Source organism: Pseudomonas sp. M5A4_2d (assembly GCF_053345295.1).
In genome coordinates, this window is record NZ_JBKEZW010000004.1 from 136,279 (window position 1) to 149,294 (window position 13,016).

The window sequence follows — 13,016 nt, forward strand, 5'->3', positions numbered from 1 at the left end:
TCCATGAGTGACAAGCCTGGATATCGGCGCCCGCAAGCGGGCACTCAACCGGATTACCTGCACCCGGCCTACCAGTCGACGAACCTGCGTTCGCCGTCCAAGCCGTTGGTGTTCCTGCCCCATTCCTTGTCGGAAATCACCGGTCCAACCATCGGCGCCGAGCGGATTAACGAGAAGGATAACGACCTCACCGCCCAGCACGACGGCGAGCCCCAAGGCGAACGCATCATCATCCATGGCCGCGTGCTGGATGAAAACGGCCTGCCGGTACCGGGCATTCTGGTGGAGATCTGGCAGGCCAATGCCGCCGGTCGCTACAACCACCAGCGTGACCTACACGACGCGCCGCTGGACCCGAACTTCACCGGCACCGGGCGCACCGTCACCGATGCCGAAGGTTGGTATCAGTTCCAGACCATCAAGCCCGGCGCCTACCCGTGGGGCAACCACCACAATGCGTGGCGCCCGGCGCATATCCACTTTTCGCTGTTCGGCCCGAGTGTGCTGACCCGTCTGGTGACGCAGATGTACTTCCCCGGCGACCCTTTGCTTGAATATGACCCGATCTATAACTGTGTGCCGGACACCTCGGCCAAGCAGCGCTTGATCGCCCGCTTCGACCTGGAAAAAACCATTCCTTCCTATGCCCTCGGCTACCGCTGGGACATCGTCCTGCGCGGCCGCGACGCCACGCCGATGGAGAAATGAGATGACACTCAATGCGACCACGTCCCACACCGTCGGGCCGTATTACCACATTGGCCTGACCTGGCTGAACCGCGAAGACTTGACCGTGCCCGCGACACTGGGCGAGCGCGTGGCGATCAGCGGGCAAGTGGTGGACGGCAACGGTGATGTCGTCAACGACGCCATGCTCGAAGTCTGGCAGGCCAATGCCGCCGGCAAGTACGACCACCCGGAGGATGAGCAGGAAAAGGCTGTCGACCCGCACTTCGAAGGCTTTGGCCGGGTGCCGGTGGATGCCGAAGGGCGTTTTCGGTTTACCACCATCAAGCCGGGCAGCGTGCCGGGGCTCGCGGGCACCACCCAGGCGCCGCACCTGGTGGTGCTGGTGTTTGCGCGTGGGTTGGTGAAGCACTTGCTGACGCGGATTTATTTTGAGGGTGAAGCGCTCAATGGCGATGACCCTTTGCTGGCGTGTGTGCCGGCAGAGCGGCGCAGTACCTTGATAGCCAAGGCGGATGCAAACGGTGTGCATCAGTGGAATGTGATTTTGCAGGGCACGGATAAGGAAACGGTGTTCTTCGACTACTGAGTCGGCTTGAGGGCCCATCGCAGGTAGGCCAGCTCCCACAGGTATGTGGGAGCCGGGCTTGCTCGCGATGAGGCCCTTTGCGGCAACCGATATCCAAAAGTCTGCTTGCGGAACATGGTTGTTGCAAAGTATGTCTAGGCTATAACCGTTCCCACTGAGTGAAAAAACATGACAACAAAAACGAGTCACTACACCGGAGAAGAACGCAGCAAACGGATTTTTGCGATTGTCGGTGCTTCCTCCGGCAACCTCGTCGAATGGTTCGACTTCTACGTCTACGCGTTCTGCGCCATTTACTTCGCACCGGCGTTTTTTCCGTCGGACGACCCAACGGTCCAACTGCTCAACACCGCCGGCGTGTTCGCCGCCGGGTTCCTGATGCGGCCTATCGGCGGCTGGCTGTTTGGCCGGGTGGCCGACAAGCACGGGCGCAAAAACTCGATGATGATCTCGGTGCTGATGATGTGCGCCGGCTCCCTGGTCATCGCCTTTTTGCCCACTTACAAAGACATTGGCGCCTGGGCCCCGGCCTTGCTGCTGGTAGCACGGCTGTTCCAGGGGTTGTCAGTGGGTGGCGAATACGGCACCACGGCAACCTACATGAGTGAAGTTGCACTCAAGGGCCAGCGTGGCTTCTTCGCTTCGTTCCAATACGTGACGCTGATCGGCGGCCAATTACTGGCGGTGCTGGTGGTGGTGATCCTGCAACAAGTCCTCACTGAAGACGAATTGCGCGCCTGGGGCTGGCGGATTCCGTTCGTGATCGGCGCGATTGCCGCGGTAATCTCCCTGCTGCTGCGTCGCACGCTCAAAGAAACCACCAGCAAGGAAATGCGTCAGGACAAGGACGCCGGCAGTATCGTCGCGCTGTTTCGCGACCACGGTAAAGCGTTCGTGACGGTGCTGGGCTACACCGCCGGCGGCTCGCTGATTTTCTACACGTTCACCACTTACATGCAGAAGTATTTGGTCAACACCGTGGGCATGCACGCGAAGACGTCGAGCTACATCATGACCGGCGCGCTGTTCCTGTATATGTGCATGCAACCGCTGTTCGGCATGTTGGCGGACAAGATCGGCCGACGTAATTCGATGCTCTGGTTTGCTGGCCTTGGCACCCTGTTCACCGTACCGATCCTGCTGACCTTGAAAACTGTCACCAGCCCGTTCCTGGCCTTTGTGCTGATCACCCTGGCCCTGGCGATTGTCAGCTTCTACACCTCCATCAGCGGCCTGGTCAAAGCGGAGATGTTCCCGCCCCAGGTGCGTGCGTTGGGCGTGGGCCTGGCCTATGCGGTGGCGAATGCGGTGTTCGGCGGTTCGGCGGAAGTCGTCGCGCTGAGCCTGAAGTCCATCGGCATGGAAAACACTTTCTATTGGTACGTCACCGCGATGATGGCGGTGGCCTTCCTGTTCAGCTTGCGCCTGCCGAAAGAGGCGGCGTACCTGCATCACGATCTGTAAGGGATGAGTTATGACACTGCGCACGAGCAATCAACTGTTCGACGCTTACTTCACCGCTGACAGCATGGCCGAGGTGTTCTGCGATCAGGGGCGTTTGCAGGGCATGCTGGATTTCGAAGCGGCACTGGCCCGGGCGCAGGCCCGGGTCGGGTTGATTCCGCAGGCCGCCGTTGCACCGATTGCCCAGGCGTGCCTGGCGTCTTTGTATGACGTGGATGCCCTCGGCGTGGCGATTGCCACGGCGGGCAATTCAGCGATTCCGCTGGTGAAGGCGCTGGGCAAATTGATTGCCATTGAAGACGCAGGGGCCGAGCGTTATGTGCATTTGGGCGCGACCAGCCAGGACGTGATGGACACCGGCCTGGTCCTGCAATTGCGGCGCGCGGTGGGGTTGATCGAAACGGACCTGGCGCAATTGGGCGAGGTGCTTGCTGTTCAAGCCCAGCGTTATGCGCAGGTGCCGTTGGCCGGCCGTACCTGGTTGCAGCACGCCACACCGGTGACGCTGGGGATGAAAATTGCCGGTTGGCTGGGCGCAGTGACGCGCAGTCGTCAGCGCCTTGTCGAACTGAAACCACGCTTGCTGGTGCTGCAGTTCGGCGGTGCGTCAGGAACCCTGGCGGCGCTCGGCGAACACGCCATGCCCGTCGCCGAAGCCTTGGCGGCTGAGTTGCAACTGAGCGTGCCCGAGCAACCCTGGCACACCCAACGTGACCGACTGGTGGAATTCGCCAGCGTGCTCGGCTTGATCGCCGGCAGCCTGGGCAAAGTGGGGCGTGATATCAGCTTGTTGATGCAGACCGAGGCGGCGGAGGTGTTCGAGCCGTCGGCGCCGGGTAAAGGTGGCTCGTCGACCATGCCGCACAAACGCAACCCGGTCGGCGCGGCTGTGCTGATCAGCGCCGCCACACGTGTACCGGGTCTGGTGGCGACGATGTTCAGTGCCATGCCCCAGGAACACGAGCGCAGCTTGGGCCTCTGGCATGCCGAATGGGAAACCCTGCCGCAGATTTGCCGGTTGGTGTCCGGCGCCTTGAAACAGGCGTTGCTGGTCAGCGAAGGATTGGAAGTCGACCCCGAGCGTATGGCGCACAACCTTGATTTGACCCAGGGCCTGGTGCTGGCCGAAGCCGTCAGCATTGTGCTTTCCCAGCGCCTGGGGCGCGAGACCGCGCACCACCTGCTGGAACAATGCTGCAAACGCGCCGTCGCCGAACGGCGCCATTTGCGCGCGGTGCTGGCGGATGAGCCGCAGGTCACCGCGGAGCTGTCGGCGGCCGAACTGGACCGTCTACTCGACCCGGCCCACTACCTGGGCCAGGCCCACACTTGGGTCACCCGTGCGGTGACCGACCATTTTGCATTGACCGCGTAAGGAGACCGCTGTGGCCTTTGTACAACTCGCCGAGGGCGAACTGCATTACCAATTGGAAGGTCCGGTCGACGCGCCGGTGTTGGTGCTGTCCAACTCGTTGGGCACTGACTTGCATATGTGGGACATCCAGATCCCGGCCTTCACCGAGCATTTTCGGGTGCTGCGGCTAGACACCCGTGGCCACGGCAAATCCCTGGTAACCAAGGGCCCCTACAGCATTGAGCAACTTGGCCGCGACGTGATCGCGCTGCTGGATGCGCTGGATATCCAGCGTGCGCATTTTTGCGGGCTGTCCATGGGCGGCCTGATCGGTCAGTGGTTGGGCATCAATGCCGGTCACCGCCTGCAGCGCCTGGTGGTGTGTAACACCGCCGCGAAGATCGGCACCCCGGACATCTGGAACCCACGTATCGACATGGTGTTACGCGATGGCGCGGCAGCGATGGTCGCACTTCGCGATGCTTCAATTGCACGCTGGTTCACCGCCGATTTCGCCGCCGCTAACCCGCACCAGGCCAGGCAGATTACCGACATGCTCGCTGCCACCTCACCTGAGGGTTATGCGGCCAATTGCGCGGCGGTGCGCGATGCGGATTTGCGTGAGCAACTACCGAAAATTCAGGTGCCGACCCTGGTCATTGCCGGCACCGAAGATGCTGTCACCCCGCCAGCCGGTGGTCACTTTATCCAGCAGCAGGTGAAGGGCGCCGAGTACGCCGAGTTCTACGCGGCGCACCTGTCCAATGTTCAGGCCGGCGCTGATTTCAGCAACCGCGTGCTGGAATTCCTGCTGGCCCGCTAAGGAGCTTTTTGTGGACGAGAAACAACGTTATGCCGATGGCCTGCAAGTGCGCCGCGACGTGCTGGGCGATGCCCATGTCGACCGCAGCCTCAATGCCCTGACCGAGTTCAACAGCGAGTTCCAGGAAATGATCACCCGCCATGCCTGGGGTGATATCTGGACCCGCCCCGGCCTGCCTCGGCATACCCGCAGCCTGATCACCATCGCCATGCTGATTGGGATGAACCGCAGTGAAGAGTTGAAATTGCATCTACGTGCTGCCGCCAGTAATGGCGTGACCCGCGCCGAGATCAAGGAGGTGCTGATGCAGAGCGCGATCTACTGCGGGATCCCGGCGGCGAACGCGACGTTTCACCTGGCCGAGTCGGTGTGGGATGAGCTGGGCGTCGAGTCACGCCAGCAGAACTGAATGTGAAATGCGCTCAAATGTGGGAGCGGGCAAGCCCGCTCCCACACGCATTTCAGTGTGTCAGTGTGAGTCGGCGTCCCATATCCAATTCCACACGCCTGGCAGATGCACTTCTTCATCTACAGCCTTCACCGTCCGCGCCAGTGCTGCACGTTCCAGTACGGCAGGGTCGGTGTAGAACGGCTCGGCGGCGGTTTTCATGCCGTTGATCCGGGCACTGTCCATCAGGATCTGTAAGTACTCCTGCATATGCCGCGCGGTGTAGCGGTTGATATCGTGGAAGGTCACCACGACCGGTATCACGCCGTCCACCGTCGGCAGTTCGCCCAAGGCGATGCGTTCGCGTACCACCGACAGTTGCCGATACAAATTCGCGCGGCGACGCGGGCTGCCGTTGAAGCCCCAGATCTTGCCGTCATTGGCACTCAGGTCCGTCAACAATACGTGCATGCCGTGGCGCTGGTAGGCGCTGAAGGTGCGCCTGTCGTAGTTCCAGAAGGGCGGGCGTACCAGTGCCGGTGAGGCACCGGTGATCGACGCAATGTCGGCCGCGCCCTGGGTGAGCGTGCGTTCAAGTTCGGCGTCATTCAGCCAGCGGTGGTTGGTATGAAACGCTGTGGCTGTGTGGAAGGCCAGGACATGCCCGGCGGCGTATTCACGTTCCATGGTCTTGCGCCCGCGCGGGCTACCGCCGGAACGGGACGCTTCGGTCTGCAGGAAGAACACCGCCTTGATGCCTGGCAGCACCGGGTTTTTCGCAAGGTCAGCCATCACCGAGCGGCTTGGGTTGTTATAGCCGGAGGCGCTGGGGCCGTCATCGAAGGTCAGCAGAAAACGGATCGGCGCCTGGGCCTGCAGACGCTCGGCGGTCTGCGGCGTCAAGGCGATGGGCGCACCAATACAGCCGCTGAGGCTCAGCGCCAGGGCGATTGCGATGGCGAAAGATTTCATGGTGTGCACGGGCTCGAATGGAGGCCGCTGCTGGGCGGATCAGCAGCGGCAGGCGCGAACCATACAGTAAGTTTGGCGCCGGTTTACAGCAGACTTATCGGGTAGCTGACGATCAACCGGTTTTCGTCGAACTCGTTGTTGCTGTAGTCCCTGCGCATCGTGGAATTGCGCCAGCGTACGTTGAGGTCCCTGAGCGCACCGCTTTGCACGGTGTAGCCCAATTCGCTCTCGCGGCCCCATTCCTTGCCGTCGGTGATGGTGCCGGTGTGCACGTTGCTGCCGCTGATATAGCGGTTCATCAGCGTCAGGCCCGGTACGCCGAGGGCGGCGAAGTTGTAGTCGTGGCGCACTTGCCAGGATTTCTCCTGGGCGTTGTCGTAGCTGGAGTTGTAACTGTCGTTGGCCAGGGTGCCACCGCTGGTGCCGTTGACGCGCATCCACGCACTGTTGCCGGTGAGTTTTTGCAGGCCGACGTAGAACGTGTTGCCCCCGTAGCGGGCCGAAAACAGGCCGGACCAGGTTTTGTTGTCCAGGTCACCTGCGCGGGCGCTGCCGTCATCCGTGCCATAGAAAAACCCCAGATTGGCGCCCAGGGTCCAGTCGCCGATGGGCTGGCTGTGGGTCAGGTTGATGTATTGCTGGCGGTAGATGTCCTTGAGCTGGGCGTTCCACACGCCGATTTGGGTGCGCTTGTCGTTGAATGCGTATTCGCCGCCCTGGAAGTTGAAACGGTCGGAGGTGAAAGCGGCTTTGCCGGACATCGACATGTCCGACATGCTGCTGTCGTCGCGCGGGCTGTTGGCCCGGAACTGGCCGCCATAGAGGGTCAGGCCGGCAATTTCCCTTGAGGTGATCTGCCCGCCGCGCAGGGTTTGCGGCAGGGAACGGCCGTCGTCGGCGCGCAGGATAGGCAGCACCGGCATCCACTCGCCGACCTTCAGTTCGGTCTTGGAAATCCGCGTTTTGAAGGCAACGCCGAGTCGCCCGAAGTTATCCGCCGGGCGACCGTCGTGGTCCAGCGGCAACAACTGGGTGCCGCCGGTGCCGCGCCCGCCATCAAGCTTTTGTGAGTACAAACCCAGCACGTCCAGCCCGAAACCCACTGTGCCCTGAGTAAAGCCGGACTTGGCGTCGAGGATGAAACTTTGCGTCCATTCCTGCGCGCCGCCCTGGGTTTTGGTCGGGTTGGTGTAATTGCGGTTGAAGAAGAAGTTGCGCACGTTGAGGTTGGCGCTGGCGTCTTCGAGAAAGCCGTGTTCCTCGGCGACCACGGGAAGGGCAAGACTGGCGACAGCGGTCGCCAGCAATAGCTGGCGCGGGTGGAAAGTGCTCATGGCGTTGGACCTGTTGTTATTGGGGTTATGCAGGTGCCGGCCATGGTGCTTGGCGGTGTGGGGGCGATGAAAGTGGGGGAGGGCGGGTTGTGGGCGATGATCGAACGTAATTGTGCTGCGTCAACTCGTCAGCTTCTGGCGTACCGGGGCGGCTGTCTACTGTCAGGTTTGACAGTAGAAACTTGGCATTCAAGCGCCTATTTTCGAGGCGGTAGCAGTTGCTTTCCAGGGGTTTAAGGGAGAAGAGGTCATGAACTTTGGATCATATATGGGTAAGTGTTTAACGTCTTCGGATGAGTTCGACGCGAGCTTGATCATTCGGCACAAGAAGCCGATTCCGATTAACTTCGATAACCTTGAGTTGGAGTCCTATATCGAGGGCTATCAGCTGCGCATTCGCTTGGGGATTGAAGACAGCCCTGGCTCGAGAAATGAATTGACCCTTGAAGCCGATCAGCTCCTGTTGAAACCGGGAATGACGTATCCCATCGGTCCGAAATCCTTGCCTGTACGGGCCAGCTTTGGTTTGGAAGGCTACGTTGAGCATCTCCCCAGCATTTATTGGGGCAATTTAGACGTCAATAACATTTACACCGACAAAGCCGGCAAGACATCGATCAATGTCAGCTTCTCGATCGGTTGGGATGACAAACAGGGCAAAGAGATGGAGATCAAGTGCTCGATGCTTCAGGTCAGTACATAGGCTCATTCGGATGATGACCAAAATGTCGGGATATAAAAAAACCGCTTCCTGTGAGGGAAGCGGTTTTTTTCACAACAGCACTATCAGAACAACTTCAGTGCCGGTGCTTCTTCTTTCAACGGCTCGTTCTTCGCGGTCTGCTCATTCCAGCCACCGCCGAGGGCCTTGTACAGGTTGACCTCGCTGTTCAGCTGCGCCAAGCGGTCGGTGATCAGCGATTGCTGGGCACTGAACAGTTGGCGTTGGGCGTCGAGGAAGGTCAGGTTGCTGTCGACACCAATGCGGTAGCGACGCTCGGCCAGGCGGTAGTAATCCTGGTTGGCGGCGACAAAACCACGCTGGGCATCCAGTTGCTGCTTGTAGGTCTCACGCGCGGCGAGGCCGTCGGAGACTTCCTGGAAGCCGGTCTGAATCGCCTTCTCGTAGTTGGCCACGTTGATCTCTTTCTGGATCTTCGAGTAGTCCAGGCTTGCGCGCAGGCTACCGGCGTTGAAGATCGGGATGTTGATCTGCGGGGCGAACGACCAGGTACCCGAGCCGCCTTTGAACAGGCCGCCCAGGGTCGGGCTTGCAGTGCCGGCGCTGGCGGTCAGGCTGATGCTTGGGAAGAACGCAGCGCGGGCCGCGCCGATATTGGCGTTGGCAGCCTTGAGGTTGTACTCGGCCTGCACAATGTCGGGACGACGTTGCAGCAGGTCGGAGGGCAACCCGGCCGGCACTTCGCTGAGCAGGTCATCCGACAGCGGCTTGCTGGCGATATTCGCCGGCAGGCCGGTGCCCAGCAGCAGGGTCAGGCTGTTTTCGTCCTGAGCCACCTGGCGGGTGTAACGCGCCAATTGCACGCGGGCATTTTCCACCGAGGTGCGCGCTTGGCTGAGGTCGAGGGCCGAGGCCACGCCGACTTCGTTGCTGCGCGTGGTGAGCTTGTAGCTCTGCTCGAATGCGCCCAGGGTGTCCTGGGTCAGCTTGAGCAGTTCCTTGTCGGCCTGCCAGGTCAGGTAGGCGTTGGCCACGCTGGCCACCAGGCTGATCTGAGTGCTGCGACGTGCTTCTTCAGTGGCGAAGTACTTTTGCAGCGCTTCTTCACTCAGGCTGCGCACGCGGCCGAACAGGTCCAGCTCATACGAGCTGATCCCCAGGCCAGCCGAGTATTGGCTGGCAATGGTCGATTCGCCGGTCTGCGACAGTTTGGCCGGGGTGCGCGAACGGCTGCCGCTGCCGGTTGCCGATACGGCCGGGAACAGGTCGGCACGCTGGATCTGGTATTGCGCCGCATAGGCGTCGATGTTCAGGGCCGCGACCCGCAGGTCACGGTTGTTCACCAGCGCGGTCTGGATCAGCTGTTGCAGGGCAGGGTCATGGAAAAACTGCTTCCAGCCCTGCTCGGCAGCGGCCTGGCCCGGCGCCTGGGCCGACGAATACGCCGGCCCCTGCGGGAACTGAGCAGCCACCGGCGCTTCGGGGCGCTGATAGTCAGGTATCAGCGAGCAGCCACTGAGCACGAATGCCGTGACGGCTAGGGAAAGTAGCGACTTGCTCATTGGCCAGCCTCTTTAGGAGTTTCAGTAGTAACCGTCTTTTTACGTTCGCCCGCGGCCGATACGGTCGCGAAGAACAGTGGGACCCAGAAGATCGCCAGGACGGTGGCGGTGATCATACCGCCAATTACGCCGGTACCGATGGCATGCTGGCTGCCTGAGCCGGCGCCGGTGGAGATCGCCAGTGGCAATACGCCGAGGACGAACGCCATGGAGGTCATGATGATCGGCCGCAGACGCATGCGGGACGCCTCGATGGCCGCCTCGACGATGCCTTTGCCCTGTTCGTGGAGCTCTTTGGCAAACTCCACGATCAGGATGGCGTTTTTCGCCGCCAAGCCCACCGTCACCAACAGGCCCACCTGGAAGAACACGTCGTTGGACAACCCGCGCATGCTGGTCGCCATCAACGCACCCACAACCCCCAGCGGCACTACCAGGATCACTGCGATCGGGATCGACCAGCTTTCGTACAGTGCAGCGAGGCAGAGGAACACCACCAGCAGCGACAAGGCGTACAGCGCAGGTGCCTGGGAGCCGGACAGGCGTTCTTCATACGACAGGCCGGTCCACGCATAGCCGACACCTGCCGGCAGTTGCTTGGCAATACGTTCGACTTCGGCCATGGCGTCACCGGTACTGTAGCCCGGCGCCGGCGTACCGAGGACTTCCATCGCCGCAACACCGTTGTAGCGCGAGAGTTTCGGCGAACCGAAGATCCACTTGCCCGAAGCGATGGCGGACAACGGCACCATCTTCCCGGAGTCGCTACGCACGTACCATTTGTTCAGGTCTTCAGGCGACATGCGGCTGGCGGCTTCACCTTGCACGTACACCTTCTTCACCCGACCGCGGTCGATGAAGTCGTTGACATAGCTGCCACCCAGGGCGATCGCCAGGGTCTGGTTGATGTTCGACAGGGTGATGCCTTGGGCACTGGCCTTCTCGTCGTCGACGGTGAGCTCGTACTGCGGCTCATCGTTCACGCCGTTGGGGCGCACACCTGCCAGAATCTTGCTTTGTGCTGCCATACCCAGGAACTGGTTACGCGCCGCCATCAATTTATCGTGGCCGACACCGCCCTGGTCTTGCAGGAACACGTCGAAGCCGGTGGCGTTACCCAGTTCCAGTACAGACGGCGGAACGATGGCAAATACCATGGCGTCCTTGAAGGTCTGCATGAAGTAGCCCTGGGCGCGCTTGGCGATCTCGAACACCGAGTTGGAAGCGTCACGCTCGCCCCACGGCTTGAGCATCACAAAGGCCAGGCCCGAACTTTGGCCACGACCGGCGAAGTTGAAGCCGTTTACGGTAAACACCGATTTCACGCCTTTGCCTTCGCCCGGCTCGCCTTCCTTGTCGTTGAGCAGGAATGCACGCATATCGTCGATGACTTTTTGCGTACGTTCAGCCGTGGAACCTACCGGCGTCTGCACCTGGGCAAAGATCACGCCCTGGTCTTCATCGGGCAGGAACGCCGCAGGGATGCGCATGAACAGCCAGATCATGCCGGCGATGATCAGTGCGTACACCAGGAACGCCGGGATCTTGTGCTTGATCATGTTACCCACGCCGCGCTCGTAGCTCAGTACGCCACGGTCGAAGGTGCGGTTGAACCAGCCGAAGAAACCACGCTTGGGTTGGCCGTGTTTTTCCGGGTCGATCGGCTTGAGCATGGTGGCGCACAAGGCCGGGGTGAAGATCAGCGCAACCAGTACCGACAACGCCATGGCCGAAACGATGGTGATGGAGAACTGTTTGTAAATCACACCGGTGGAACCACCGAAGAACGCCATCGGCAACAGAACCGCCGACAGCACCAGGGCAATACCCACCAGGGCGCCCTGGATCTGGCCCATGGACTTGACCGTCGCCTCCTTGGGCGACAGGTGCTCCTCGGCCATCACCCGCTCGACGTTTTCCACCACGACGATGGCGTCATCCACCAGCAAGCCGATGGCCAGGATCATGCCGAACATGGTCAGGGTGTTGATGGTGAAACCGAACGCCGCCAGGATCCCGAAGGTACCCAGCAACACCACGGGTACGGTCATGGTAGTGATGATGGTCGCGCGGAAGTTCTGCAGGAACAGGAACATCACCAGGAACACCAGCACGATCGCTTCGACCAGGGTATCGACTACGCCGGAGATCGATTCGGTCACGACTGGGGTGGTGTCATACGGCACCACCGCCTTCATCCCAGGCGGGAAGAACGGTTCGAGCGACGCGACGGTGGCGCGGATGGCCTTGCCGGTGTCGAGGGCGTTGGCGCCCGAAGCCAGCTTGATCGCCATACCGGAAGCCGGCTTGCCGTTGAACTGCGCAGCGATGCTGTAGTTCTGGCCGCCGAGCTCAATACGGGCAACATCCTTCAGGCGTACCTGTGAGCCGTCGGTATTGACCTTCATCAGGATATTGCCGAACTGCTCGGCAGTCTGCAGGCGGGTCTTGCCAATGATAGTGGCGTTCAGCTGGGTGCCGGGCAGGGCAGGCAGGCCGCCCAGTTGGCCGGTAGCCACCTGCACGTTCTGTGCAGAAATCGCGGTGCTCACATCCACCGGCGTGAGCTGGTAGTTGTTCAGCTTGCCCGGGTCCAGCCAGATACGCATGGCGTACTGCGAACCGAACACCTGGAAGTCACCTACACCCGCGGTCCGCGAAATCGGGTCCTGGATGTTCGACACGATGTAGTTGGACAGGTCGTCCTTGGTCATGCTGCCGTCTTCCGACACCAGACCGATCACCATCAGGAAGTTCTTCACCGACTTGGTCACGCGGATACCCTGCTGCTGCACTTCTTGCGGCAGCAGTGGGGTCGCCAGGTTCAACTTGTTCTGCACCTGAACCTGGGCGATATCCGGGTTGGTACCCTGGTTGAACGTCACGGTGATGGTCATGCTGCCGTCGGAGTTACTGTCCGAGGAAACATAACGCAGGTTGTCGATACCGTTGAGCTGTTGCTCGATGACCTGAACCACGGTGTCCTGCACGGTTTGTGCGGACGCACCTGGGTAGGTCACCTGGATGTCGATGGCGGTCGGCGCGATGGCCGGGTATTGGTTGATGGGCAACTTCATGATCGAAAGTGCCCCGACCAGCATGATCACCAGGGCAATAACCCAGGCGAAAATGGGGCGGTCGATAAAAAATTTCGACATGGA

11 protein-coding genes are annotated in these 13,016 nt (G+C 60.9%); 7 read left to right on the forward strand and 4 right to left on the reverse strand.

The window, feature by feature from the left end; all coding sequences use genetic code 11:
* The first annotated feature begins 3 nt into the window (after positions 1-3).
* The 6 genes from pcaH to pcaC all read left to right on the forward strand — a co-directional run bounded on the left by pcaH (position 4) and on the right by pcaC (position 5,326).
* Positions 4-708 carry a protocatechuate 3,4-dioxygenase subunit beta gene (pcaH, locus tag ACLBW8_RS13675; protein WP_064451230.1) on the forward strand — a complete coding sequence of 235 codons (705 nt, stop codon included), beginning with the start codon at positions 4-6 and terminating at the stop codon, positions 706-708.
* 1 nt (position 709) lies between these two features.
* Positions 710-1,276: a protocatechuate 3,4-dioxygenase subunit alpha gene (gene pcaG, locus ACLBW8_RS13680; RefSeq protein WP_064451231.1), complete on the forward strand. Its 567-nt coding sequence runs from the start codon at positions 710-712 to the stop codon at positions 1,274-1,276.
* Positions 1,277-1,444: 168 nt separating this feature from the next.
* The gene (locus ACLBW8_RS13685; RefSeq protein ID WP_262667251.1) at positions 1,445-2,740 is read left to right on the forward strand and encodes an MFS family transporter; all 1,296 of its coding nucleotides are present in this window, start codon (positions 1,445-1,447) and stop codon (positions 2,738-2,740) included.
* Between the two features lie 10 nt (positions 2,741-2,750).
* Positions 2,751-4,115, forward strand: a complete 1,365-nt coding sequence (locus tag ACLBW8_RS13690) for a 3-carboxy-cis,cis-muconate cycloisomerase (RefSeq protein ID WP_447805570.1) — start codon at positions 2,751-2,753, stop codon at positions 4,113-4,115.
* Between the two features lie 10 nt (positions 4,116-4,125).
* Positions 4,126-4,917 carry a 3-oxoadipate enol-lactonase gene (pcaD, locus tag ACLBW8_RS13695; protein WP_064451234.1) on the forward strand — a complete coding sequence of 264 codons (792 nt, stop codon included), beginning with the start codon at positions 4,126-4,128 and terminating at the stop codon, positions 4,915-4,917.
* Positions 4,918-4,927: 10 nt separating this feature from the next.
* On the forward strand, positions 4,928-5,326 hold the full coding sequence (pcaC, locus tag ACLBW8_RS13700; RefSeq protein WP_064451235.1) for a 4-carboxymuconolactone decarboxylase: 399 nt from the start codon (positions 4,928-4,930) through the stop codon (positions 5,324-5,326).
* A 60-nt stretch (positions 5,327-5,386) separates the two neighbouring features.
* Here the strand turns inward: pcaC and ACLBW8_RS13705 are convergent, their stop codons facing one another.
* Complete coding sequence (locus ACLBW8_RS13705) at positions 5,387-6,277, reverse strand: polysaccharide deacetylase family protein (protein ID WP_262667254.1); 891 nt, start codon at positions 6,275-6,277, stop codon at positions 5,387-5,389.
* 83 nt (positions 6,278-6,360) lie between these two features.
* Positions 6,361-7,611 (reverse strand): OprD family porin, encoded by a 1,251-nt coding sequence (locus tag ACLBW8_RS13710; protein ID WP_064451237.1) that lies wholly within the window; start codon positions 7,609-7,611, stop codon positions 6,361-6,363.
* A gap of 250 nt (positions 7,612-7,861) precedes the next feature.
* Between ACLBW8_RS13710 and ACLBW8_RS13715 the strand changes: the two genes are divergently transcribed.
* A complete protein-coding gene (locus ACLBW8_RS13715) occupies positions 7,862-8,314 on the forward strand; it encodes a hypothetical protein (RefSeq protein WP_447805571.1) in 453 nt (150 codons plus the stop codon).
* Between the two features lie 83 nt (positions 8,315-8,397).
* Here ACLBW8_RS13715 and adeC read toward each other — a convergent pair whose 3' ends face one another.
* The gene (gene adeC, locus ACLBW8_RS13720) at positions 8,398-9,855 is read right to left on the reverse strand and encodes an AdeC/AdeK/OprM family multidrug efflux complex outer membrane factor (protein WP_064451239.1); all 1,458 of its coding nucleotides are present in this window, start codon (positions 9,853-9,855) and stop codon (positions 8,398-8,400) included.
* Complete coding sequence (locus tag ACLBW8_RS13725) at positions 9,852-13,013, reverse strand: efflux RND transporter permease subunit (protein ID WP_447805572.1); 3,162 nt, start codon at positions 13,011-13,013, stop codon at positions 9,852-9,854. Before ACLBW8_RS13725 ends, adeC begins: the two co-directional genes overlap by 4 nt.
* Positions 13,014-13,016 lie beyond the last annotated feature (3 nt).